General features: G+C 33.2%; 22 protein-coding genes. 19 read left to right on the forward strand and 3 right to left on the reverse strand.

The window, feature by feature from the left end:
- The first annotated feature begins 74 nt into the window (after positions 1-74).
- The 10 genes from NNH57_RS16715 to sufD all read left to right on the forward strand — a co-directional run bounded on the left by NNH57_RS16715 (position 75) and on the right by sufD (position 11996).
- Positions 75-1325 (forward strand): choice-of-anchor B family protein, encoded by a 1251-nt coding sequence (locus NNH57_RS16715; RefSeq protein WP_108808255.1) that lies wholly within the window; start codon positions 75-77, stop codon positions 1323-1325.
- A 277-nt stretch (positions 1326-1602) separates the two neighbouring features.
- Entirely contained in the window at positions 1603-4305 is a 2703-nt protein-coding gene (locus NNH57_RS26525) for a choice-of-anchor B family protein (protein WP_074409824.1), read from the forward strand.
- 22 nt (positions 4306-4327) lie between these two features.
- On the forward strand, positions 4328-5692 hold the full coding sequence (locus tag NNH57_RS16730; RefSeq protein ID WP_108808254.1) for a hypothetical protein: 1365 nt from the start codon (positions 4328-4330) through the stop codon (positions 5690-5692).
- A 5-nt stretch (positions 5693-5697) separates the two neighbouring features.
- Positions 5698-6471 (forward strand): MbnP family protein, encoded by a 774-nt coding sequence (locus NNH57_RS16735; protein WP_108808253.1) that lies wholly within the window; start codon positions 5698-5700, stop codon positions 6469-6471.
- A gap of 9 nt (positions 6472-6480) precedes the next feature.
- Entirely contained in the window at positions 6481-7524 is a 1044-nt protein-coding gene (locus NNH57_RS16740; RefSeq protein ID WP_074409827.1) for a cytochrome-c peroxidase, read from the forward strand.
- Positions 7525-7656: 132 nt separating this feature from the next.
- Positions 7657-7986 carry a HesB/IscA family protein gene (locus NNH57_RS16745; RefSeq protein ID WP_074409828.1) on the forward strand — a complete coding sequence of 110 codons (330 nt, stop codon included), beginning with the start codon at positions 7657-7659 and terminating at the stop codon, positions 7984-7986.
- Positions 7987-8026: 40 nt separating this feature from the next.
- Positions 8027-9472 (forward strand): Fe-S cluster assembly protein SufB, encoded by a 1446-nt coding sequence (gene sufB / locus NNH57_RS16750; RefSeq protein ID WP_025666176.1) that lies wholly within the window; start codon positions 8027-8029, stop codon positions 9470-9472.
- Positions 9473-9497: 25 nt separating this feature from the next.
- Positions 9498-9887 (forward strand): hypothetical protein, encoded by a 390-nt coding sequence (locus NNH57_RS16755; protein WP_074409829.1) that lies wholly within the window; start codon positions 9498-9500, stop codon positions 9885-9887.
- 39 nt (positions 9888-9926) lie between these two features.
- Positions 9927-10679 (forward strand): Fe-S cluster assembly ATPase SufC, encoded by a 753-nt coding sequence (gene sufC, locus NNH57_RS16760; RefSeq protein WP_074409830.1) that lies wholly within the window; start codon positions 9927-9929, stop codon positions 10677-10679.
- 3 nt (positions 10680-10682) lie between these two features.
- Entirely contained in the window at positions 10683-11996 is a 1314-nt protein-coding gene (gene sufD, locus NNH57_RS16765) for a Fe-S cluster assembly protein SufD (RefSeq protein WP_074409831.1), read from the forward strand.
- Positions 11997-12067: 71 nt separating this feature from the next.
- Here sufD and NNH57_RS16770 read toward each other — a convergent pair whose 3' ends face one another.
- Positions 12068-13420, reverse strand: a complete 1353-nt coding sequence (locus NNH57_RS16770; protein WP_074409832.1) for a serine hydrolase domain-containing protein — start codon at positions 13418-13420, stop codon at positions 12068-12070.
- Positions 13421-13498: 78 nt separating this feature from the next.
- On the opposite strand from NNH57_RS16770, the gene NNH57_RS16775 reads away from it, so the two are divergent.
- The 9 genes from NNH57_RS16775 to NNH57_RS16815 all read left to right on the forward strand — a co-directional run bounded on the left by NNH57_RS16775 (position 13499) and on the right by NNH57_RS16815 (position 21132).
- Positions 13499-14713, forward strand: a complete 1215-nt coding sequence (locus tag NNH57_RS16775) for an aminotransferase class V-fold PLP-dependent enzyme (protein WP_074409833.1) — start codon at positions 13499-13501, stop codon at positions 14711-14713.
- Between the two features lie 76 nt (positions 14714-14789).
- The gene (locus NNH57_RS16780; RefSeq protein WP_074409834.1) at positions 14790-15500 is read left to right on the forward strand and encodes a DUF4377 domain-containing protein; all 711 of its coding nucleotides are present in this window, start codon (positions 14790-14792) and stop codon (positions 15498-15500) included.
- Positions 15501-15540: 40 nt separating this feature from the next.
- Positions 15541-15963, forward strand: coding sequence for a SufE family protein (locus tag NNH57_RS16785; RefSeq protein WP_074409835.1), 423 nt, complete (start codon positions 15541-15543; stop codon positions 15961-15963).
- 50 nt (positions 15964-16013) lie between these two features.
- Positions 16014-16340 (forward strand): SUF system Fe-S cluster assembly protein, encoded by a 327-nt coding sequence (locus NNH57_RS16790; RefSeq protein ID WP_025666168.1) that lies wholly within the window; start codon positions 16014-16016, stop codon positions 16338-16340.
- A gap of 52 nt (positions 16341-16392) precedes the next feature.
- Positions 16393-16830: a PaaI family thioesterase gene (locus NNH57_RS16795; protein WP_074409836.1), complete on the forward strand. Its 438-nt coding sequence runs from the start codon at positions 16393-16395 to the stop codon at positions 16828-16830.
- 382 nt (positions 16831-17212) lie between these two features.
- Positions 17213-18415 (forward strand): histidine kinase, encoded by a 1203-nt coding sequence (locus tag NNH57_RS16800; protein WP_074409837.1) that lies wholly within the window; start codon positions 17213-17215, stop codon positions 18413-18415.
- A 170-nt stretch (positions 18416-18585) separates the two neighbouring features.
- The gene (locus tag NNH57_RS16805; protein WP_074409838.1) at positions 18586-19344 is read left to right on the forward strand and encodes a LytR/AlgR family response regulator transcription factor; all 759 of its coding nucleotides are present in this window, start codon (positions 18586-18588) and stop codon (positions 19342-19344) included.
- A 140-nt stretch (positions 19345-19484) separates the two neighbouring features.
- The gene (locus NNH57_RS16810) at positions 19485-19994 is read left to right on the forward strand and encodes a DUF2480 family protein (protein ID WP_074409839.1); all 510 of its coding nucleotides are present in this window, start codon (positions 19485-19487) and stop codon (positions 19992-19994) included.
- Between the two features lie 184 nt (positions 19995-20178).
- The gene (locus tag NNH57_RS16815) at positions 20179-21132 is read left to right on the forward strand and encodes a DUF3078 domain-containing protein (protein ID WP_074409840.1); all 954 of its coding nucleotides are present in this window, start codon (positions 20179-20181) and stop codon (positions 21130-21132) included.
- Between the two features lie 83 nt (positions 21133-21215).
- Here NNH57_RS16815 and NNH57_RS16820 read toward each other — a convergent pair whose 3' ends face one another.
- Both NNH57_RS16820 and NNH57_RS16825 read right to left on the reverse strand, forming a co-directional pair.
- Complete coding sequence (locus tag NNH57_RS16820) at positions 21216-21659, reverse strand: GNAT family N-acetyltransferase (RefSeq protein ID WP_074409841.1); 444 nt, start codon at positions 21657-21659, stop codon at positions 21216-21218.
- A 139-nt stretch (positions 21660-21798) separates the two neighbouring features.
- Positions 21799-25056 carry a S41 family peptidase gene (locus tag NNH57_RS16825; RefSeq protein ID WP_074409842.1) on the reverse strand — a complete coding sequence of 1086 codons (3258 nt, stop codon included), beginning with the start codon at positions 25054-25056 and terminating at the stop codon, positions 21799-21801.
- Between the last annotated feature and the right edge of the window lie 88 nt (positions 25057-25144).

The raw sequence follows: 25144 nt of genomic DNA on the forward strand, positions 1-25144 counted from the left end.
AGAAGTCTTATGGCTTTGGGATATTAAAACAATACTCAAAAAAGTTTAGTACATTTATTAAAATTGAAAACTATATGAAAAGGTATTTTATGTGTAATTTGTTATTATTTACAACTCTTATAGGTTGTAGTGGTGACGATAATGGTAATGACGTTTTTAATAATCCATCTGTTGCTACAAATGATGTTAAATCTGGCCCCTGTGAAAATGGCCTTGCCGGTGGGTTTTATCCTTGTAACGGATATGATCTGATCACTAGAATATCACTCACAGAAATGTCTGCAGGTGCAGGTAATGATAGTTGGGGATGGACAGACTCACAAAGCGGTAAAGAATATGCTTTGATAGGACTAGACAACGGTACAGCTTTCATAGATATTTCTACACCTAATAGTCCAATCTATTTAGGTAAACTACCAACCGCAACTGTAAATAGTCCTTGGAGAGATGTAAAAGTATATCAAAATCACGCTTTTATTGTAAGTGAAGCTACTAATCATGGAATGCAGGTTTTCGATCTTACAAGGTTGCGAAATGTAACAAATCCTCCTCAAACTTTTAATGCAGATGTGCATTTTACCGATTTTGGAAGTGCACATAATATTGTTATTAACGAAGACTCTGGATTTGCATATGCAGTAGGAACAAGTAGATCCGGAACGTATCGAGGAGGTCCTGTATTCATTAATATACAAGATCCTAAAAACCCAATTGCCGCAGGAGGGTTTCTTTCTACAGGAGATAGAGCTTATAGTCATGATGCGCAAGCAATTAATTATCAAGGACCCGACACCGATTATACCGGTAAAGAAATATTAATTGGCAGCAATGAGATAGAGGTTGTAATCGCAGATATTACAGACAAAAATAATCCTATTACTATATCTACTATTAAATATACAGATGTGGGGTATACTCATCAAGGATGGTTTACAGAAGATATGAAATATTTTATATTAGGAGACGAAACCGACGAACAAGGAGTTGGGTTTAATACCAGAACTATAATTTTTGATTTTGAAGATCTTGATAATCCTAAGTTTCATATGAATTATACTGGTCCTACTACGGCTATAGATCATAATGGATATGTAAAAGGAAATCTATTTTATCTGGCAAATTATAGAGCTGGAGTTAGAATACTTGATATTTCTGATATCGGAAATAAAAATATGACAGAAATAGGTTTTTTTGATACTTTCCCATCAAGTGATAGTGCAAGCTTTAATGGTGTATGGAATGTATATCCTTATTTTGAAAGTGGAAATATTGTAATTAGCGATATCCAAGGAGGGTTTTTATTGATTCGAAAAAGTACTCCATAAGCATATATTAAAATATGATCCCAGTCGATACCCTAAAATAATCTTTCTGGATTTTGCTTAAAATTGAAAAATGCATGTCACTTTAATACAATTTCTCATTTTTTAACTCATAATTATGTAAAAAAACGTTAAAAACAGTTAAAATAATGCAAACTGTATATAGAATTCATAAATACCTACACATAAAATCGATAAATTAGTTAATTATTTAAAAACTAAACTATTAGCATATGACATAAACTTCAATTTCTAAACAAACTCTTAAACCACAAACTCAATGAAAAATCTAATTACTCTTCTACTGATATTATCAGTAGTATTCTCTTATGGTCAGACCCCTTGTCAAAACGGGCTGGCAGGTTCTTACCCTTGTAAAGATTACGATTTAATGTCTCACATCACGCTATCTCAAATGAGTGCTGGAGCCGGTAATGATAGCTGGGGATGGACAGATCCACAAAATGGTAATGAATATGCAATTATTGGTTTAAATAACGGAACCGCATTTATTGATATTTCGAATCCAACTAATCCCGTTTATCTTGGTAAATTACCAACAGCCACCTCAAATAGTACCTGGAGAGACGTAAAAGTGTATAAAAATCATGCTTTTATAGTAAGTGAAGCTGCTAATCACGGAATGCAGGTTTTTGACCTTACAAGATTACGTAACGTAGCAAATCCTCCTCAAACTTTTACCGCAGATAAAAGATATACAGAATTCGGTAATGCTCACAACATTGTAATCAATGAAGATTCTGGATATGCCTATGTTGTAGGGGCTCAAAGAAATTCTGGTCCTTATAAAGGAGGACCTCTTTTTATTAACATTCAGGATCCAAAAAACCCAACCAATGCCGGAGGACTTTTATCAGGTGGTCAACGCGCATACACTCATGATGCCCAGGTTATTACTTATAATGGTCCGGATAGTGACTATACAGGAAAAGAGATTCTTATTGGTAGTAACGAAATTGAAATCGTAATAGCCGATATTACCAATAAATCAAATCCTAAAACAATATCAACTATAAAATATTCTGATGTTAAATACACTCACCAGGGGTGGTTTACAGAAGATCTGAAATATTTTATATTGGGAGATGAGCTCGATGAACAAGGGGTTGGTTTTAATACAAAAACTATTGTTTTTGATTTTCAGGATTTAGATAATCCAAAATTTCATTTTAATTATTTTGGCCCAACACCAGCAACAGATCATAATGGATATGTAAAAGGTAATTTATTCTACTTGGCAAATTATAGAGCAGGGATAAGGATTATAGATATTTCTAGCATTGGAACCAAAACCATGACAGAAGTAGGGTTCTTTGATACTTATACCTCTAGTAATAGTGTAACTATGGATGGTGTGTGGAATGTATATCCCTATTTCAATAGCGGAAACATTGTTATAAGTGATATTCAAGGAGGGTTTTTCTTAATACGAAAAAGTGCACCCGCGGTATGTCAGGCAACCGTTCCTACCGGTGTAGGATCTTCTAACATAAATGCAACTTCTGCTACTATTAATTGGACAAGTGTTGCCAACGCTACTTATGATTTAAGATATCGTCAAACTGGGACTTCTTCCTGGACAACGACGGCTGTAAATGGAACTTCTAATACTATAACTGGCTTGTCTGCCACCACATCTTACGAAGCACAAGTAAGAAGTAAATGTCAGGACGGGACTTCATCTAACTACAGTAGTTCTGTTAATTTCACAACTACAGATGTGCAAGTGAATTATTGTAATTCTAATGGAAATAGTGTTTCTGATGAATATATTAGCAATGTATCTATCGGAAGTATAAATAATACGTCTGGTGCATCTAATGGTGGTTATGCAGACCACACTTCTATATCTACTAATCTTGCAAAAGGCACATCACATACAATTACGATTACTCCAACATGGTCGGGTACAGTATACAGTGAAGGGTATAGTGTATGGATCGACTTTAATCAAGATGGTGATTTTGAAGATTCTGGAGAACAAGTATGGTCACAAAATGCAACAAGGACTACCCCTGTTAGCGGAACATTTTCAATCCCATCTAGCGCTTCTGCTGTATCGACCAGAATGCGTGTCTCTATGAAATATAATTCTATCCCTACATCCTGTGAGTCATTCCCATATGGTGAAGTCGAAGATTACACGGTTACAATCACCGAAGGTAATGGTAATGTATGTGCTGGTGGAGTATCATCATTTCCGTACAATGAAAGCTTTGAAAATACTTTAGGTTTGTGGACACAATCATCATCAGATGATATCAATTGGACGGTTGATTCTAATGGAACCCCATCAAGAAATACAGGACCATCAAGCGCAAATCAGGGAACATATTATCTCTATGTAGAAGCTTCCGGAAATGGAACAGGGTTTCCTAATAAACGAGCAATACTAACATCTCCTTGTTTTGACCTAAGTGGTACTTCTTCTCCTGCATTCACATTTACATATCATATGTTTGGTGCATCTGATATGGGAAGTATAGCAGTTGAAGCATCGACAAATGATGGTGCTTCATGGACAAGTATTTGGAGTAAAACCGGTAATCAAGGAAATTCCTGGAACGCCATTAATCTTGATCTTTCTCAATATATTGGTGAGGCTCTAAGACTAAGATTCAACAGAGTTACAGGATCTACCTGGCAAGCCGATATCGCCATTGATAATATTGCTCTTACAACAAGTGTTGCTGCTAATTCATCTTTGATTTCAACAGAAAATATCTCCTTTTCGATCTTTCCAAATCCGGTTCAAGGGGCAATCATGAATGTATTTATGGGTGACAAAAGTGCTACTAATCAAACTTCAAATTTTGAAATCAAAAATTTTGTAGGGCAATTAGTAGGCAAAGGAACCGTTAAAAATACTATTGATGTTTCTAATTTGAAAACAGGAGTCTATTTTTTACAAGTTACCGCCAAAAACCAAGGTACTATTACCAAGCGTTTTGTAAAAAAATAATGTCTTTAAAATATACTAACAAATGAATCGCTCTAAATTCTTATTCAATATACTTATCATCTGTATTGCAACATTAGCTTTGATTGCTTGTGGTAGCGATGATGAAGATAATGCAACACCCGTTCCTCCTTTAGAAGGGTTTTTGGGTGAAATAGACTGGGTAAAAACATTTGGAGGAAGTAATGAAGATAATGCCCTATCAGTAGTCGAAACTACTGATGGGGGTTATGCAATAGCTGGATATACCCAAAGCATTGACGGAGATATTACCGATAAAACTGCTCCAGACAGTGACTATTGGTTACTCAAAATAACCAAAGAAGGAGAAATTTCATGGAGTAAAACTTATGGAGGTTCTGGAGATGAAAGAGGAGAAAAAATCATTCAAACTACAGATGGTGGATATGCATTGGTAGGATATAGCAGAAGTGCAGACGAAGATGTAAGTGCAAATGCCGGATTACAAGATTATTGGATTGTAAAAACAGATATTTCTGGAGGTATTCAATGGGAAAAAAGTTTTGGATTTCCCGGAATAGACAGAGCTTTTTCTGTTGTACAAACTCGTGATGGCGGGTATTTCATTACAGGTTTTCTAGATGTAACCGCTAGTGGTGGAGAAGGCAATGACAACAAAAGTGGTTTTTCAAAACATGGAGTTGGAGAATTCTGGGGTATCAAACTTAATTCTGCAGGAGAAAAAGAATGGCGACGTTTCTTTGGTGGCACCAATAATGATCGTAGTTACGATGTAGTACAAACTCAAGATGATGGCTTTATAATGATCGGCTCATCAGAAAGTGTTGATTTTGATATTACTAATAGTAAAGGAAGCTATGATTTTTGGGCTGTAAAAATTAATAAAGAAGGTACTAAGTTATGGCAAAAATCATTTGGCGGATCAGAAATTGATGTAGGATATGCCATTGCAGCTACTGGTGATGGAAAATTTCTTATTGTAGGAGATTCCAGAAGTACAGATGGTGATATTTCTAGTGCCAATGGGAATGCCGATCTTTGGTTGATACAAATTGATGGTAATGGTAATCTACTTTGGGAAAAATCATTGGGCGGCACAGCCTTTGATACCGGTAGAGCTATTGCCAAAATGCAAAGCGGTGGTTTTGTTATTACGGGCAACTCTAGAAGTAATGATATTGATGTGGCACAAAACAAAGGACAAAGTGATGTCTGGAGCATGATCATAACTATCAATGGAGAAGTTCAATGGAAACTGGCTAGCGGCGGTAGTCAAGCAGAATTTGGAGAAGGCTGCATAGAAACAAGCGACAAAAAAGTAATTGTTGTAGGCAACTCTGAAAGTAACGACTTTGATATCCCTGCAAATAAGGGATCTAAAGACGTACTAATAATTAAATATAAATAAACACAATGAAAAACATCATATATATCCTCATAACAACATTAGTAATTGTATCCTCCTGTAAAAATGATGACGACGGAGCAATAAATACTTTCGGAAATGTTGTCCTTGATTTTAAAAACACAATCAATAATAATGGTATCGAATTAACTACTGATTCCTATACCAACGCAAGTAATGAAACCTATACCATTTCAGAATTGAAATATATTATAAGTAATATTGTTTTAATTAAAGCTAATGGCCAAGAATTTGTATATCCCGTAGACCGAAGCTATTTTGTCATCAATGAAGCTGCTGTAGAAAGCAAAAAAGTAAGCCTTGCCGATATTAGTGCAGGAGAATATACTAAAATCAAGTTTGGTTTTGGGGTCGATCAATCAAAATATCCACTTGATGGTGGTGGGATAACTAATTTTATTCCTACGGCAGAAGAAAACGGAATGTTATGGAGTTGGTCTGCTGGATATAAATTCATTAAATTTGAAGGAACCTATACTGTAAATGGTGGAGCCAGTGCCGACTATTCAATTCATGTAGGAAGCCATGGTACCACTTTAGACAATTATAAGGAAATCACAATCGAATTACCCAACACATTAACCATCGAAGAATCGAAATCACCAGAAGTGGCAATTAATGTTGATATTGCAAAGATATTTGATGGTACAAATACGCATTCACTAGAAGTAAAAAACAGTATTCAGGTAGATGCAGAATTTGCTCCAAAAATTGCAGAAAATATAAGTACTATGTTTACTGCAACTAGCGTATCTAATTAAAGTAATATTTTGAAATTATTATCATATATAGCAATTATCCTTATCGGAACTGCATGTAGTTCTGATAAGGATAATTATGTTCCTATCGAAAATAAAAAATTAGAATTTGCTATACCTGCAAACTTTCCCGACCCAACTTATGATATAACACTTAATCCTCCTACAGAAAAAGGTTTCGAACTAGGAAAAAAGTTGTTTTATGATGGTCGTCTCGCCTCTGATGGTGTGATTTCTTGCGGTTTTTGTCATATTCAGGATTTTGCATTTACTCACCACACACATATTGTAAGCCATGGTGTAGGCGGTGCTCTAGGAACTCGTAATGCACAGCCTTTACATAATATGGCATTTATGAAAGAGTTCACATGGGACGGGGCCGCAATGCACTTGGATCTTCAACCTATTATACCCATCACTGCAGAAGTAGAAATGAATGAGACTTTCAATAGTATTCTTAAAAAGCTAGAAGAGCAACCAGAATATGTAAAATTATTTGCAGAAGCATTCGAAGATCAAAAAATAAATTCTGATAATATGCTCAAAGCAATTTCTCAGTTCATGATTATGATGATTTCTGCAAACACCAAATACGACAAGATAGAAAGAAATGAAGGCTCTGTTTTTACAGCAGAAGAAGCTACTGGTTTCGAACTCTTTAAAGCTAAGTGTGCTTCTTGTCATAAAGGTACATTATTTACGGATCAATCGTATCGTAATAATGGACTACCTATTGACCCTCAATACAATGACATAGGAAGAAAACGTGTAACAGGATTAACCGAGGACATGCAAAAATTTAAAGTTCCTAGTTTAAGAAATATTGAGCTTACTTTTCCGTACATGCATGATGGTCGATTAAAAACTTTGGATGATGTTTTAAATCATTATAGTGATGGTATGGTAGATTCTGAAACTTTAGATCCAATGTTTAAAAATCAAAATGGTGCCTTGGGAATCCCAATGACAGCTGAAGAAAAACAACAAATCGTCGCTTTTTTAAAAACACTTACAGATGACGATTATGTAAATGATACTCGTTTTTCAGAATTCTAAAGTATTTTTCTATAGACCATTATAGCTTTTACCTATTCTAATATATAACAGATATATGTTAGGTTTCGTGTATAAAATCTACTTATGTAGTATATTTGCATTTCATTTAGAATTAATCTATATTATAAAAGTATGATTAAGGTATCAGACATAGCAAAAAATAAGGTCATCGAATTGATGAGTGACGATGGATATGATGCAGTTACCGACTATGTGCGTGTAGGTGTAAAAAGTGGAGGGTGCTCTGGTTTATCATATGATTTAAAGTTTGATAAAGCACAGCAGGAAGGAGATAAAGTATTTGAAGATAATGGTGTAAAAATCATTGTAGATAAAAAAAGTTTTCTTTATTTAATCGGTACAACTCTAGAGTATTCTGGTGGTTTAAATGGTACTGGTTTTGTATTTAATAATCCTAATGCCAGTAGAACATGTGGCTGTGGAGAAAGTTTTTCCCTTTAATCTATAAAAAAAGTCCTGAATTAATTCTAGGATAAAGAAAATGGCGTATACTGAAGACGACTTAAAAAAAGAACTAGAGACCAAAGAATACGAGTATGGATTTTATACCGATATAGAATCTGATACTTTTCCTGTTGGTCTTAATGAAGATATTGTTCGTGCAATCTCTAAGAAAAAAGAAGAACCCGAATGGATGACAGAATGGAGGCTTGAAGCTTTTCGAGCATGGGAACAGATGGAAGAACCCGAATGGGCAAATGTTACTTATGAAAAGCCTGATTTTCAGAATATATCTTACTATTCTGCACCAAATAAAAAACCTAAATATAATAGTATTGATGAAGTAGATCCAGAATTACTCGATACTTTTAAAAGACTAGGGATTTCGTTAGACGAACAAAAGAAATTAGCAGGAGTAGCTGTAGATATAGTAATGGATTCTGTATCAGTAGCTACAACGTTTAAAGAAACCCTTGCAGAAAAAGGAATTATATTTTGCTCTATTTCTGAAGCTATTCAAGAACATCCAGAGTTAGTTAAAAAATATATCGGAGCTGTGGTTCCTCAAAAGGATAATTTTTATGCTGCTTTAAACTCTGCTGTTTTTAGCGATGGTTCGTTCTGTTATATCCCTAAAGGTGTTCGTTGTCCAATGGAACTATCTACCTATTTTAGAATCAATCAGGCAGGTACAGGTCAGTTCGAGCGAACTTTAGTAGTGGCAGACCAAGGAAGCTATGTAAGTTATCTAGAAGGATGTACTGCTCCTTCTCGTGATGAAAATCAGTTGCATGCCGCTGTTGTTGAATTAATAGCATTGGATGATGCAGAAATAAAATATTCTACAGTACAAAACTGGTATCCCGGAAATGCTGAAGGTAAAGGAGGGGTTTATAATTTTGTGACCAAAAGAGGAATTTGTGAAAACAACGCTAAAATTTCTTGGACACAAGTAGAAACAGGATCAGCAATTACCTGGAAATATCCTTCTTGTATCCTAAAAGGTGATAACTCTGTGGGAGAATTTTATTCTATTGCGGTAACCAATAATTTTCAGCAAGCAGATACTGGTACAAAAATGATACACTTGGGCAAAAACACCAAAAGTACTATCATTTCTAAGGGTATTTCTGCAGGGAAATCTCAAAATAGCTATCGAGGATTAGTGCAAATAAGTAGTAGAGCGACCAATGCACGTAATTTTTCACAATGTGATTCATTATTGATGGGCAATGAATGTGGCGCACATACGTTTCCTTATATAGAAACTAAAAACAAAACCGCTCAAATAGAACATGAAGCAACTACAAGTAAAATAGGAGAAGATCAAATTTTTTATTGTAACCAACGAGGAATCGATACAGAAAAAGCAATCGCTTTAATCGTTAATGGTTTTAGTAAAGAAGTATTGAATAAGCTACCTATGGAGTTTGCAGTAGAAGCTCAAAAACTTCTGGAGATTTCTTTAGAAGGTTCTGTAGGCTAATTGTAAAACCATCAAATCTACATTAATGAAAAAAACATGTATTTTAATTGCACTAAGTCTTATTCTTTTTTCCTGCAAATCCGAAAACAAAAATGAAGAACCTAATTTAATTCGTGGCGAATTTATTCTTATAGATGATGCAGCAGTTTTAAAAGGTAATGATTTTATATATGGAGTGATAATTAATGATGTCACGCTAGAACTCGCTAAAAAAGTAGAACCTCTGCAAAGAGAAGAATATGACATGGTTCCTGTAGTAGTAAAGGGAATCATAAAACCCAATCCAGAACAAGGATGGGAAGAAATAGTAGAACTAAAAGAAATTATCGGAGTAAGTGCGCCAACTTCAGAGTTACCCACTAAGATTAAATCTTCTGAAGAAGATAAAAACTCTGATCTAGAAAAAGAAAAATAAATGAATTATATCTCATAAGAGATAAAAGTTTTATATAACATGTTAGAGATAAAGGATTTACACGCAAGTGTCGAAGGGAAAGAAATTTTAAAAGGTCTTAACCTAAATGTAAAAGCAGGAGAAATACACGCAATTATGGGTCCTAACGGTGCTGGAAAAAGTACATTGGCCAGTATTGTTGCAGGGAAAGAAGAATATGAAGTTACCAAGGGAGGAATCCTTTTGGAAGGAGAAGATATTGAAGAACTTGCAGCAGAAGAACGGGCTCATAAAGGAGTTTTTCTGTCGTTTCAATATCCAGTAGAAATTCCTGGCGTAACGGTAACTAATTTTATGAAAACCGCCATAAATGAAACACGAAAAGCACAAGGTCTTGAAGAAATGCCTGCCAAAGACATGCTTAAAAAAATTCGTGAAAAATCTGAATTATTAGAAATCGATCGCAAATTCCTATCCCGTTCTCTTAATGAAGGATTCTCGGGTGGTGAGAAAAAGCGTAATGAAATTTTTCAGATGGCAATGATGGAACCTAAATTGGCAATCCTTGACGAAACAGATTCTGGACTTGATATAGATGCTCTACGTATTGTAGCCAACGGAGTAAACAAACTGAAAAGCGAAGATAACGCTATTGTAGTAATTACTCACTATCAACGTTTGTTAGACCATATAATTCCAGATTTTGTACACGTATTATATGACGGTAAAATCGTAAAATCTGGTACCAAAGAATTAGCTTTAGAACTAGAAGAAAAAGGATACGATTGGATTAAAGAAGAAATAAACGCATAAGATATGGAGTTGAAAGATAAACTAGTATCTTCTTTTTTGGCCTTTGAAAACATGGTAGATGTAGATGCGGCTGTTCACGATATCAGAAGTCAAGCTATTAAAACTTTTGAAGAAAAAGGATTTCCTACCAAAAAAGAAGAAGCGTGGAAATATACCTCTCTAAATACTGTATTAAAACATGATTACAGTATTTTTCCAAAAGAAGAAAATGCTTTAGATTTTAAGGATATAAAAAAGTACTTCCTTCATGATTTAGATACGTATAAAATTGTATTTATTGATGGTAAGTATTCGTCTCATTTATCTGAAACGACTCATGATAAAATCGATGTATGTTTAATGTCATCAGCATTAAGCAATGAAAAATATCGATTAATCATTGAGAACTATTTTAACAAAGTAGCTCCTAAAGATGGGCTTACTTCTTTGAATACAGCTTTTTCTAGAGAAGGGGCTTATATTTATATTCCAAAAAATAAGCTAGCCGATAAGCCTATACAGATTGTACACTTTTCTACAGGAAATGAAGCTGCACAAATGTTACAGCCTCGTAACTTGATTGTCGTTGGAGAAAATTCTCATGTGCAAATCATTGAGCGCCATCAGAGTTTAACAGATAATCCTGTTCTTACAAATGCTGTAACTGAAATTTTTGCAGATAAAAGAGCAATTGTTGATTACTATAAAATTCAGAATGATAATCAAAATGCTTCTTTGATTGATAATACGTATATCGAACAGCATGCGCAAAGTGTAGCATCTGTACATACTTTTGCTTTTGGGGGAAATATCACCAGAAACAACCTTAATTTCTATCAAAAAGGTGAAGGAATCGACTCTATACTTAATGGTATAACAATTATTGAAGGAAAGCAGCATGTAGATCACAATACTCTGGTACATCATACAGCACCAAATTGTGAAAGCCATCAGGATTATAAAGGTATTTTTGATGAAAAATCTACAGGGGTTTTTAATGGAAAAATTGTTGTAAATAAAGAAGCGCAAAAAACAAATGCTTTTCAGTCTAATAACAACATCTTATTAAGTGATAAAGCAACCATCAATTCTAAGCCACAGTTAGAGATTTTTGCAGATGACGTAAAATGTTCACATGGTTGTACTATTGGGCAATTAGATGATAATGCGTTATTCTATATGAAATCCAGAGGTATCGGAGAAAAAGAAGCTAGAGCTTTATTAATGTATGCATTCGCAAACAATGTATTGTCTAGTGTAAAAATACCTCAGCTAAAAAGTAGAATTAATAAACTAATCGCTACGAAGCTTGGTGTAAACATTGGTTTTGATTTGTAAAACAACTGTTTCAACAACAAACGATATTAGTAAAGCCAAATCTTATAGGATTTGGCTTTAGTGTTTTTATTTCACTCAATCGAATCAACCATATCCTTTAAAAACGTATTAAAATCTACTCCTGCATCTCCAATGAGTCCAAATCGTACAATCACCAAATCTTTAGAAGGAATAATAAACACACGTTGTCCCTGAAATCCATTTGCAGAAAACATATCCCTTGGTGCATCTGGATAAAACCCTCCTTCATTTAACCAAAAATGCCCTCCATAATCTCCTTCAGATGTAGGACTTGGTGTAGTCACATAGTCCACCCATGAAGGTTCAAAAATCTGCTCTCCGTTCCAATTCCCTTTATGCATATATAACAATCCAAATTTACCCCAATCCCTTACTGTTGCCCAAGCATAAGAAGAGCCTACATAATTACCTGTCATATCAGTTTCTATAAGCATAGAATTCATTCCTATTTTATCAATAAACTCTCGATATGGATAATCAAGATACTCCTGGTAGCTTTTGAATTGTTTTCTCAAAATCCCAGATAACAAATTAGACACACCAGAAGAATAATACCAGTATTCATTGGGTTTGTAAATCGCTTTTTTATGTATTTGGGCAATGGTCATATCTTTATCTACATATAACATTTTTGTAACATCAGAAATAGAGCCATAATCCTCATCCCATTCTAACCCACAATTCATTTGTAACAGATTATTAATTGTTATCTCTTTTCTTTTATCATTTTGCCATTCAGATACCGGGGCTTTATCATGTATGTTAATAGCTCCTTGTTTTTGTAACACTCCGTAAACCGTAGAGAGAACACTTTTGGTCATAGACCATCCCAGCAACTTAGAATCTTTATCTAATCCATCTATATATTTCTCGGCAATAATCTGATCTTTATAAAGTACAAGAACAGCTCTTGTTTTCTTTATATACTCCCCATTCGAATCAAAAATTGAAGCAACAGTTCTATTTACCTTATCATAATCTACTGTAGTAAAAACTGTGTCTTTTTGTTCTAATTCGCCATATGGATATGGCTGTCCCGTTTCTATTTTAGTTCTATGTGGTATTAAAACAGGTGTGTTTTCATCAAAATCATCGTCAATGAGAACACTCCCTAATCCTTCTCTATAAATCGCTTTTCTCTCTTTAAGTCCAAAAACAGAGGCAATAGATGTTTTGTTTTTCAAATTTACCTCATCATCTGCCAGATCAACCGGAGCAAAATTATTGTCATTTAAATCTGTAAACTCTAAAGTTCTATTTGCAATAAAAACCGATGAATTCATATGCTTTGCAGAATATCCTGTTAGAATTGTAAGTTTTGGGTAATTCAGCACAAATGCAATACAAATTCCTGCAAATAGAATAAGAAATGTAATCCCAATAATTTTTTTAAGTCGTTTCATTATAAAAAGGGTTAAATCATTCTAAAAATAAACAATCCTAATTAGAAATACTTACTACTTTTGCAGAAAGAAATTGATATGTTAGATGTACAGAAAATACGAGACGATTTCCCAATACTTACCAGAGAAGTAAACGGAAAACCTTTGGTATATTTTGATAATGCGGCCACATCTCAAACACCGCAGGTAGTTATAGATGCTATTGTAGCTTATTATAGTAGCTATAATGCGAATATTCATCGAGGTGTTCACACCTTATCACAAGAAGCAACAGATGCATACGAAATCGCCCGTAAGAAAATACAGGAGCATTTTGGTGCAAAACACGCTCATGAGATTATTCTCACTTCGGGAACAACTCATAGTATTAATATTATTGCTACCGGCTTTACCTCTCTTCTTTCTAAAGGTGATGAAATTATCGTTTCGGCATTAGAACATCATTCTAATATTGTACCGTGGCAAATGCTATGTGAACGTACTGGGGCTATTCTTAAGGTCATCCCAATGAATGAAGATGGTGAATTAGTAATGAATGTATATGACCAATTACTTTCTAACAGAACTAAACTTGTTTTTACAAATCATATCTCTAATGCATTAGGAACTATAAACCCTATTGAAGAAATTATTGAAAAAGCGCATAATGTAGGTGCAGCTGTATTGATCGATGGTGCACAAGCTTGCCCTCATGTCAAACCAGATGTTAAGGCTTTGGATGTAGATTTTTATGTTGCCTCTGCACACAAACTTTGTGGACCTACAGGAGTAGGTATGCTTTACGGAAAAGAAGAGTGGCTAAACAAACTACCTCCCTATCAAGGTGGTGGAGAAATGATCGAACAAGTTACTTTTGAAAAAACCACCTATGCCGGTTTACCCCATAAGTTTGAAGCCGGAACTCCTAATATCTGTGGTGGTATCGCTTTTGGAGTAGCACTTGATTATATGAATAGTATTGGTTTTGACAGTATTGCTGCATATGAGAATGAACTTCTTGAATACGGTACACAAAAATTATTAGAAATTGAAGAGCTAAAAATCTATGGTACCTCTAAAAACAAAACTTCTGTTATCTCTTTCAATTTAGATAATATCCATCCTTATGATGTAGGAACTATTGTAGATAAACTTGGTATTGCAGTACGTACAGGACATCATTGCGCACAACCCATCATGGATTTTTATAAAATACCAGGAACAGTCCGTGCTTCTTTTTCATTCTATAACACTAAAGAGGAAATTGATGCTTTGGTTGAAGCCGTTAAAAAAGCCAAGATCATGCTTTCGTAAATTATTTTTTATACCATTTGGTTTTGTTCAACGTTATTTAATTACCATATAACGTATTACACAAAACAACCAATCTATGAGCAAGTTTTTTTCCTTATTAAGTATCGTTATTTTATTTTCTTCATGCCAGGAAACCAAACGAGTATTTATAGCAAATACTCTGGTAGATTGTGTTGGTGTTGGCCCTCAAAAATGCATGTTGTATAAAGAAAACCTAACCGATAAATGGACTTATTTTTATGATACAATCGAGGGTTTTGAATATGAAGATGGATACAATTACCAAATTGAAGTTGCCATTACCAAAATAGAAAATCCTCTGGCTGATGGTTCCTCATTACACTATACTCTGGTTAAAATAATATCAAAAGAAAAAAATCAATCTGTAGCTCAAAACATCCCTGTAAAGCATAAAAAACCCCAAGGCAACATAGTCGATATCGAATATCAGGCACTCTCTAGAGGTTCTTTTTTTCAAATCAGAATCAATAAAGATCGTATTGAAAAAACTACCGATAGAAACTTAAAAAATAGTGTTTCGAAAAAATGCTCAAAAAAAGATTGGGCCACTATTACTTCACTTCTGGAAACTATAGATATTGATAAAATAAGTGAGCTAAAAGCACCTACAGAAAAAAGACTCTATGATGGCGCTGCGCATGCACAGCTAAAAATCATTTCTTCTACCAAAACGTTTGTTTCGAATGGTTTTGATCATGGATATCCTCCTCAAGAAATACAAGAATTAGTTAATACTATGCTATCATTGACAGAAAGTATTGAATAGCAATTATTCTTGTTGTATTTTTGTTGAAAATTTGTACGTAATGACAATACAAGAAATTCAGGAAGAAATTGTTGATGAATTTAGCATGTTTGATGATTGGATGCAACGATATGAATACATGATTGAGTTAGGAAAATCACTACCTCTTATTGAAGAAAAATATAAAACAGACGACAATATCATAAAAGGATGCCAGAGTAAAGTATGGGTACACGCCGAAATGAAAAATGATAAAGTTGAATTTACTGCGGATAGCGATGCCATTATTACCAAAGGTATCATTGCAATATTGATCCGTGTTTTTTCTGGTCAACACCCTTTGGCTATTATTGAGGCTGATACCGATTTTATTGATGAAATTGGCTTAAAAGAGCATTTATCCCCAACACGTGCTAATGGTTTGGTAAGTATGATTAAGCAGTTAAAAATGTATGCTATCGCTTATCAAACACAATTGAATTAAATCAATTTTTATCGTACAATGCTTATTAAAGCAATATTAAAACTAAAAAAATGAGTGAAACCACTATAGATACAAACGACTTAGGAGAAAAGATTGTAAGAGTACTAAAAACCATTTATGATCCCGAAATTCCGGTTGATATATATGAACTAGGGTTAATCTATGATGTCTTTGTTAATGAGGACTATGATGTAAAAATCCTAATGACACTTACTTCTCCCAACTGTCCGGTAGCAGAGTCCCTTCCTGAAGAGATTCGAGAAAAAGTAAAGTCTCTTGATGCAGTAAATGATGTAGAAATGGAGCTTACTTTTGATCCGCCATGGTCACAAGATTTAATGAGTGAAGAAGCAAAATTAGAACTGGGCATGCTGTAACTGATACTACAATCATTTTGGAATAGCTTTCTAAAATAAATAAGCAAGGAAAATGAATCCTGAACATTATAGTAAATTAGAAAGAATGTATTTGCAGGCCAATATTAATACTGCACTCTATGATACTACTACAGTTAAAATTTCTGAAGGGTTAGCGCAAATCGAACTTAAAATTTCGGAAAAGTATTTTCATGCATTAGGAGCAATACATGGTTCTGTCTATTTTAAATTGCTCGATGATTCTGCTTTTTTTGCAGTAAATTCTATTATAAAAGATGTTTTTGTCCTTACTACTTCGTTCAATATTAATCTAATACGACCTGTTGATAAAGGAATAATTACAGCAGTTGGAAAAATAAAATTTAAATCCAAAAACCTGTTTGTTGCAGAATCAACATTATACAATGAAGACGGTAAAGAAGTTGCATTTGGAACCGGAAATTTTGCAAAAAGCAAAATAGGGCTTTCAGAAAAAATAGGGTATAAATAGTTTTTTTATAAAAAGAAATAAAGCTTTATAATGCTACTTCCTTTGTTCTTTTTAAAGCATTTTTCCTTCAAGAAATTAATTCTTAAATTATCTACTTCACTTATATACTCATGTTTCTGTGATATATAATCTCGTCTTCATTCTTTTACAGATATTTTACTGTTTTTAAAATCTTTTGGTACTAAAAAGGATTCTGTGCTATGCAATTATCGATAATTTAACCATTGATCAATTACCTCTTACTATCTGTCAATTACTGAAACAAATATCTTCAAAAGCATTTTATGTTTGTGTTAAAAACTTAGTTAGTTATGCTAGCTTTTTATCACACAACCTTTTTAACTCTTGTGATATATGAATCAATTTTAAAGTAAACTAGATTATGATCAATCTAAAAAAACACCTTAGTTTAAACCAAGATCAGTTTGAAGATATTTTAGTGTATTTTTCAAAATCACTTTTGGGTAAAAAAGATGAAGAAGCAATTCTTTGGGATCTAGCTAAAAACTGTATTTCTAAATTGGGTTTTATAGATTGTGTTATTTATCTGATAGATCAAAAAAATAAATCATTAGTTCAAAAAGCGGCTTATGGTGCTAAAAATCCTAAAGATTATTTGGTATACAATCCCGTAGAAATCAAATTAGGAGAAGGTATTACAGGAAGCGTTGCTGTTTCTGGAAATGCCGAAATTATTTATGACACTTCTAAGGATCCTAGATATATTGTTGATGATGACAAGCGTTTATCAGAGATAACAGTGCCCATTACAACTGATAATGTTATTTATGGAGTTATTGATTGTGAGCATCCTGATAAAGGTTTTTTTACAAATCAACATCTAAAAATGTTGTCTGCTATCGCTTCAATTTGTGCAATAAAAATTAAAAGCGTTAGAGATACTAATGCTCTACTAAAAGAGCAGCAAAACTTGCTACAGCTTAAAGAGGAAATGCTTGATTTAAAATTAAGGGTTTTTAAATCTCAAATGAACCCCCATTTTGTATTTAACGCTCTCAATGCTATTCAATATTTTATTGTTTCAGAAAACAAAAAAACAGCTTTACAGTATTTATCTGTTTTTAGTAAACTTATACGATTTTATTTAACTCATTTAGAAAAAGAAACTGTTGATTTAACTGAAGAAATTACTATGCTTAATTGGTATCTAAAACTTCAAAAACTACGCTATAATAATACATTTGATTATAGTATTTCTTTTAATCAAAAGTCTTCTAAGCATTTAAAAGTAAAAATTCCTTCATTTATTTTACAAACTTTATTTGAAAACCTAATAGAGCATGCGGTCCATAATCAGCATAAAAATCAAACTATAAATATAATTTTTGACATAAACCCAAACAACATTATTGTAAACATACATTATAACTATGCTTCTGAAAGTATTGACAAAATCAGATATACACCAGAATATAGAAAACAAATTGTAAAATGCCTGGACCTTATCAGATCTGTAAACAGGATTAAAAAGTATAAGATTAAGAAAAAAGTAGTCCCTATTCTTAATACTAAAAAGAACATTTTTGGTAATAAAATTACTTTAACTTTACCAAACATCGAATAGGCTCTGCAGATCAATATACTTTTAATCAGGTTATTGGTCAGAAAAATTTAAATTTCATTTTTCAAAAAAGAGAATTATCTAATTTGTGAAGTGATGGATAATGATTAGGGATAAAACGCTTCAAATTCTAGAAATATCATGACACCTATTCTTTAAAATATATTCATAGTATGGATTTAAAAGCAGTAATTGTAGAAGATGAAAAACATAGTAGAGAGAATTTAAAACAATTTTTAGAAGAGTTCTGCACCGATATAACAGTAACAAGTATGGCTACTTCTGTTTCTGAAGCTATTACAACCCTTTCATCTACCAAACCCGATGTTGTTTTTTTAGACATAGAATTACAAACCGGAACTGGTTTTGATGTACTTAACCAAGTATCAAATTTTAATTTTGAAGTTGTTTTTACCACAGCTTTTGATCAATATGCAATTAAAGCAATAAAATTTAGCTCTCTTGATTATTTATTAAAACCTATTGATCTTGAAGAATTACAAAATGCAGTTGAAAAAGTACGAAAGAAAAAAAACCAGAAAATCTACAAAAAACAACTGGAAACTCTAATGCTAAATCTCAAACAACAAAAACCAAAGCTTAATAAAATATGTTTAGCCACTGCCGAAGGTTTTGAGTTTGTAAACATCGACGATATCATATTTTGTAAAGCTAATGGTTCTTATACCTCTTTTATTATGAAAAATGAATCAAAGTTGCTGGTTAGTAAACACCTAAAAGAATATGAAAATCTATTACTTGAGCAAGACTTTATGCGTGTACATAATAGCTATTTAATAAACTTAAAAGAGGTTAAGAAATTTGTGAAATCAGATGGCGGCTACATTATAATGAATAATGATATCTCTGTGAGTATTTCCCGCTCAAAAAAAGAGGATTTTCTTAAGGTAATGTCTACTTTTACAAAGTAATAATTTCTTGTTTATTTTTTGTTACTATTAATCTGGTATTAAAAATAATATCTTAATCATTTTTAGGCTTATATCAGAGTTAGAACACTCATAAAAGTCGTAAGTTCAAAATTTAAACAAGTAATAAAAATGACTATGTAATGGCCGATGAAATTGTAAATAGAGTTGCTAATAATAAAAACCTCATCACTTTTGATTTAGAAGAGTATTACCCTAAAGGTAATCGTATTCTTTTTGATATTAAAGACTGGCTTTTTGAAGGGTTAATTTTACGCGAAAAAGAGTTTAGAAAACACGTTTTAGATCATGACTGGAGTCAATATCAAGACAGCTATATTGCCTTAACTTGTTCTACAGATGCTATTATTCCCGGATGGGCATATCTTTTATTAACAAGTGCATTACAACCTTTTGCAAAAAAGGTAGCTGTGGGATCTTTAGAGGCCCTGGAAACTATACTCTATGCCGAAATTATAAATACTATCGATATTTCGGCATATCAAAACAAGCTTATTATTATAAAAGGATGTACAAACAAGCCTGTTCCGAATGGAGCTTATATCGATTTGATTCAAAAATTACAGCCCGTTGCCAAGAGTATTATGTATGGAGAGGCATGTTCTTCTGTTCCTCTATACAAAAGGAAATAAACCCTTTTATCTATTAATGTTGTTTTTTATCGAAAAACGATGGCCTACTAACATACTTTTAAAGCAAAAAACGTTTCTTAAAATATATTTGCCAACATAAAAATTTACACTGGTTATTTGTACCGGATAATAAATTATTTAACCCTAAAAATAACCTGATTAAATTCCTTAAAACTATCATCAAATGAAAAAAACATTGCTAACTGTAGTTCTATTAATTAGCTCTACAATTCTATTTGCACAAGAAGAAACAAAAAAAGACGAAGCTCCTAAAGAAGGATGGACCAAAGGAGGAAACATTAGTCTTTTAATAAATCAATCTGCCTTTAATGCAGAATGGCTTGGAGGAGGAACATCTAATATTGCAGGAAATCTCTCTATATCCTATGATTTTAATTACCGCAAAGGAAAACTCACTTGGGATAATAAAATTCTTGCAGATTATGGGCTTACCAAGCTTAAAGATCAAGAGTTTATACGCAAAACCAATGATCGCTTAGAGTTAAATTCATTATTGGGTAGACAAATCAAAGAATCACTATGGTATTATTCTTTTTTCTTAAACTTTAGAACACAGTTTGATAAAGGATTTGAATATGGAGAAGAACCTATTCTAGATACAACTACTGGAAATGTTATAGGAACAAGAGAAATCCGAACAGAAACTACTCGTATTTTCTCACCTGCTTATTTGCAGTTAGGCCCAGGTATGTTATGGAAAAAAAGTGATAATCTCAAAGTTAATATCGCTCCTGCCACAGCACGATTTATTTTTGTACATGATATGTTTACAGATGTGGGTAATGATCAGGCAGCAATAGACGCTTTTAACGATGCTGGAGGTTACTTTGGAGTAGAAGCAAACGATACGTTTCGTTTTGAATTTGGTGCTGCACTTAATGGGTATGCTAAATTTGAGATCATGAAGAATGTATCTATGGAAAACATTTTAAATTTGTATTCTAACTACTTAGAAGATCCACAAAATGTAGATATAGATTATACTGCAAATATCGTGATGACGATTAACAAATATTTATCTACTAATCTAACCTTTCAGGCCATCTATGATGATAATGCTATTGGTGCTTTTCAGATTAGAGAAGTATTTGGTCTAGGTATAAATTACGGGTTCTAGAAACAAGAAAATATAGTTCTTAAAAAAGCATCTTTTATACGATAAAAGATGCTTTTTTTCTTTAGTGAACTTACTATCTGTCTTTATGTTTTATTAGATGTTAATTGCATATGAAACTCATATTTATCCTCATCAACTGTCTTAAAACCCATACGTTCGTATAAATATCTCGCTGGGTTTTCTTTTAATACTTTTAGTACCATATCTTTATTTGAGGCTTTGGCAGTCTCTATTATGTCTTTAATCACATATTTCCCTATTCCATGACCTTGATATTCGGGTAACACTTGTATTTGTAGTATTTCTATTGCATGTTCTGTTTCAATATATTTCAATACACCTGCTCTTTGATTAGATTTTAATATCACATAAGCATTATCATATTGAAAATCTATTCTGGATAAATGTTCTTCATCTGATAAGAAAATTCCCATTTCCTCTAAGTGTTCGACCATGGTCACTTTTCTTAATTTAAATAAGAAATCCTTATCCGATTCTTGTGCTTTAATCAGTTCTAATTTTTCCATAGCAAATCATATAATACAGTATCACGAATATACTTTAATTTATCAAACGCATTTTTTAATAATACATATCTTATAAAAAGTAAAAGCGAGAGTAAAGAAAACACTCTCGCTTTGATTATATATCTCTTTTGCAAGCAAATTACTTAGAACGATCCTCTGCTGCAGGTACTTTATTCTTTGGATTTTTATCGCTTTCTTTAAGTGTTTTCAGCACTTCATTGATAGCTCGATCCAGTTGCACATCTATACCTTGAGCATCTTTTCCTGGGTTTTCTGGAACATGGATATCTGGCTCTACACCATGCCCTTCTGCAAACCAGGTTCCATCGGGGTTATACATTCTAAATGTAGGTACTGTTACATATCCACCGTCTATTAATTCTGGTGATCCCGAAATTCCTATCAGTCCTCCCCAGGTTCTTGTACCAATAAGCGGTCCTATTTTTCTTTTCTTGAAATAATCGGGAAAAGCATCACCTCCACTACCACTCCATCCATTGATAAGCATCGCTTTAGGGCCATAATGCCCTCTTGGAGGCCAGGCCCAGTCTTTTCCTTCCCTTACTTTGTAATAACTCAATAATGGTCTGTTTAACAATTCTACAAATCTATCTGGTATTTGTCCTCCATTATTAAATCTTTCATCAATGATTAATCCATCTTTATGATGTTGAGCATAAAACATTCTAACTAATTCTTCTTGCCCATCTATTCCTGTACTTGGTACATAAATATATCCTATTCTTCCTCCTGATTTTTTATCTACATATTTTCGCATTTCTTCAATCCAGGCAAGATTTCTCAGCCTCGCTTCACTTCTTATAGGTTGTACAAGATATTGCTTGCTGTTTTTGCCATCAGGAGTTTTGCTAACTGTAATTTCTATTGTTTCATTTGCTTTTCCTTCTAATGCTGCATAAGGATCTGCATATTCTGTTAATTCGATTCCATTAATACGTAATATATAATCACCTTCTTCAACTACAACTCCTGGCTTTCTAAGAGGAGATTTAACCTCAGTATCCCAAGGAGCTGGCGTAATGATTTTTTTTATTCTGTATTTTCCCTGGTGTATCTCCCAGTCAACACCCAGATAGCCTGTAGTTTTGTTAGAGCTTGATACTACGTCTCCACCACCTCTATATGTATGAGAAGCATTTAGTTCTGCAATTAATGCTCCGGTAATTTTATTTAGGTCATTTCTACTTGCTGCATATTCGATCAATGGTTCATATTTCTTTTTCATAGCTTCCCAATCCAATCCGTGTAGATTTTTATCATAGAAGAAATCTCTTTCTAAACGCCATATATCTGTAAAGATTTGTCTCCATTCTTCTTTTGGGTTAACGGTCATTTCCATTTTAGAAGTGTCTACATGATCTTCTAGCGATTGATCTTTTGCGACTTCTATAATCCCCATTTTTTCTTCGCTAAACACCAAAATACTATTGTTATCAAACGAAAGTTTATAATCATCTACATTTTCAAGGATTGTATTTTCTTCATCTTCTTCAAAATCATAATATTTTAAGACTGATTTTTCGTCTTTTGATCCTGTTCTGGGGTGTTTTAAGAAAATGACTTTACCCTTGGCAGCACTTATTCTTCCTGTATTTCCTAGTTCTACAGGTAAAATAATCATTCTGGATTCTATACCATCAAAATCTATGCGTATTGGTTTTATCTTTTGATCTTTCTCTTCTTCTTTCTTCTTGTCTTTGGTTTCCTCTTTCTTATTATCACCTTCATTTATAGCCACTTTATCATTTTTTAATTCAATAGGATGTACTGCATCTTTTGTAAGTGGAATGATTCCTATTTTGGTTGCATTAGGGTATGTCCAGCTATTATCATAATCACTATATACCGGATCAAAAGTTCTATTCGTTGTACAATAGATATACTTATTATCGACAGAAAAAACAGGGCTACTATCATCATAAAAAGCAGAAGTGATAGTGTGTGTTTTCTTTTTATCTATATCATAAATAATGATATGTTGATTTTCATTTTCATGAGAATTTGCATAAGTAATATATTTACTATCATTTGACCAACTCACAGAAAAACCAGATAGCCCCCCTTGAAACAATTGTATTTCCTGATCTATTTTGGTAATCGTATTATTAGTAATATTTGCCAGTTTTATATGCATTTCCTGATCTACAAAAATTAACTTTTTACTATCAGGAGACCAGAATAGCTGGTATCTAAATCCCGGACCTTGCTTTGAGATTTGTTTCTCCGAATTATTTTTAAGATCTCTCACCATTAATTCATATTCACCTGTTTTATCACTCCAATATGCAATATATCTTCCATCTGGTGACCAACTGGGATAACGTTCTGCAATACCACTTGTTCGTGTTAGATTTTTAGTAATCCCATCTTTTTTAGGTACAGAAAAAATATCTCCTCTGGCACCTACAATAATTCTGTTGCCATCTGGGGCAATACCAACACTATGAATGTATTTTTCTGCTTTCTTTACCTGAGGTTTTAATCCGGTAAAATCACCAATAGCACTTATAGATATTTCTTTTGTTGTTTTTGTTGCTACATCTAAAAGATATAGTGTTCCCCCAGCTTCAAAAACAATTTCAGATTTTCCTATAGACGGGCGTTCAATATCAAATTCTTTAAAAAATGTAATTTGCTCGTGTTGTTTCGATTGTAAGTTATATTTCCAGATATTAAACTTTTTTGAAGCGTCTTTATCCGAAAGATAATAGAGATCGTCGTTATCCCACATAGGTAGTTCATCATTACCATCGTTATTGGTAATGTTTTCAGAAGTTAAGGTTTTAAGGTTAAAAAGATAGATATCAGACGCCATTCCTCCTCGATACCGTTTCCAGTTTCTGCTTAGCCTTGATTTATCTGTCATAGCAACAAGATCACCGTTTACATGCAGATCTAATTCTTCGACTTTACTTATTGGTATTCTTATTGGTAATCCACCGTTAACAGATATTTTAAATCCTTTAGAAAAACGTTGTTTACCGCTTTCCATTCTAGAGGTGTAGATTAAAAATTTTCCGTCTTTGGTCCATGCTTTAATATTATCAGACATTCCGTGAGTTGTAATTCGTTTAGGAATACCTCCGGTTATCGGGATTGTATATATATCATGGTTTCCATCATAATTAGCATTAAACGCAATAGTTTTTCCATCTGGAGAAAATTTTCCCATTGTTTCCCGACCGGGCTTAGTTGTTAATCGATGTGCAGTGCCTCCTCGCTTATTTACAATCCATAGATCATCTGCATAAGTAAAACAGATATTAGAACCGGAAACATCGGGATATTGAATCATTTTTGCTGGCAGTTGGCCATAATTTATGTTTGGCAGCCAATACAATAAAAACAGTGTAATAATCCTTGTGAGATTTTTCATGACATAAAAGTTTTTTGATTGATATATGTTGTTTTTACTATGACCTATGAGTATTTAATATGTTACATCAAATGATCTAATTATTTAT

This window comes from Aquimarina spinulae, assembly GCF_943373825.1.
GTDB classification, from domain to species: domain Bacteria; phylum Bacteroidota; class Bacteroidia; order Flavobacteriales; family Flavobacteriaceae; genus Aquimarina; species Aquimarina spinulae.

What these genes read in the sequence shown, in the direction of transcription:
- NNH57_RS16715 (WP_108808255.1), top strand. Translation starts at nt 75, where the DNA reads ATGAAAAGGTATTTTATGTGTAATTTGTTATTATTTACAACTCTTATA.
- NNH57_RS26525 (WP_074409824.1), top strand. Translation starts at nt 1,603, where the DNA reads ATGAAAAATCTAATTACTCTTCTACTGATATTATCAGTAGTATTCTCT.
- NNH57_RS16730 (WP_108808254.1), top strand. Translation starts at nt 4,328, where the DNA reads ATGAATCGCTCTAAATTCTTATTCAATATACTTATCATCTGTATTGCA.
- NNH57_RS16735 (WP_108808253.1), top strand. Translation starts at nt 5,698, where the DNA reads ATGAAAAACATCATATATATCCTCATAACAACATTAGTAATTGTATCC.
- NNH57_RS16745 (WP_074409828.1), top strand. Translation starts at nt 7,657, where the DNA reads ATGATTAAGGTATCAGACATAGCAAAAAATAAGGTCATCGAATTGATG.
- sufB (WP_025666176.1), top strand. Translation starts at nt 8,027, where the DNA reads ATGGCGTATACTGAAGACGACTTAAAAAAAGAACTAGAGACCAAAGAA.
- NNH57_RS16755 (WP_074409829.1), top strand. Translation starts at nt 9,498, where the DNA reads ATGAAAAAAACATGTATTTTAATTGCACTAAGTCTTATTCTTTTTTCC.
- sufC (WP_074409830.1), top strand. Translation starts at nt 9,927, where the DNA reads ATGTTAGAGATAAAGGATTTACACGCAAGTGTCGAAGGGAAAGAAATT.
- sufD (WP_074409831.1), top strand. Translation starts at nt 10,683, where the DNA reads ATGGAGTTGAAAGATAAACTAGTATCTTCTTTTTTGGCCTTTGAAAAC.
- NNH57_RS16770 (WP_074409832.1), bottom strand. Translation starts at nt 13,420, where the DNA reads ATGAAACGACTTAAAAAAATTATTGGGATTACATTTCTTATTCTATTT.
- NNH57_RS16775 (WP_074409833.1), top strand. Translation starts at nt 13,499, where the DNA reads ATGTTAGATGTACAGAAAATACGAGACGATTTCCCAATACTTACCAGA.
- NNH57_RS16780 (WP_074409834.1), top strand. Translation starts at nt 14,790, where the DNA reads ATGAGCAAGTTTTTTTCCTTATTAAGTATCGTTATTTTATTTTCTTCA.
- NNH57_RS16785 (WP_074409835.1), top strand. Translation starts at nt 15,541, where the DNA reads ATGACAATACAAGAAATTCAGGAAGAAATTGTTGATGAATTTAGCATG.
- NNH57_RS16790 (WP_025666168.1), top strand. Translation starts at nt 16,014, where the DNA reads ATGAGTGAAACCACTATAGATACAAACGACTTAGGAGAAAAGATTGTA.
- NNH57_RS16795 (WP_074409836.1), top strand. Translation starts at nt 16,393, where the DNA reads ATGAATCCTGAACATTATAGTAAATTAGAAAGAATGTATTTGCAGGCC.
- NNH57_RS16800 (WP_074409837.1), top strand. Translation starts at nt 17,213, where the DNA reads ATGATCAATCTAAAAAAACACCTTAGTTTAAACCAAGATCAGTTTGAA.
- NNH57_RS16805 (WP_074409838.1), top strand. Translation starts at nt 18,586, where the DNA reads ATGGATTTAAAAGCAGTAATTGTAGAAGATGAAAAACATAGTAGAGAG.
- NNH57_RS16810 (WP_074409839.1), top strand. Translation starts at nt 19,485, where the DNA reads ATGGCCGATGAAATTGTAAATAGAGTTGCTAATAATAAAAACCTCATC.
- NNH57_RS16815 (WP_074409840.1), top strand. Translation starts at nt 20,179, where the DNA reads ATGAAAAAAACATTGCTAACTGTAGTTCTATTAATTAGCTCTACAATT.
- NNH57_RS16820 (WP_074409841.1), bottom strand. Translation starts at nt 21,659, where the DNA reads ATGGAAAAATTAGAACTGATTAAAGCACAAGAATCGGATAAGGATTTC.
- NNH57_RS16825 (WP_074409842.1), bottom strand. Translation starts at nt 25,056, where the DNA reads ATGAAAAATCTCACAAGGATTATTACACTGTTTTTATTGTATTGGCTG.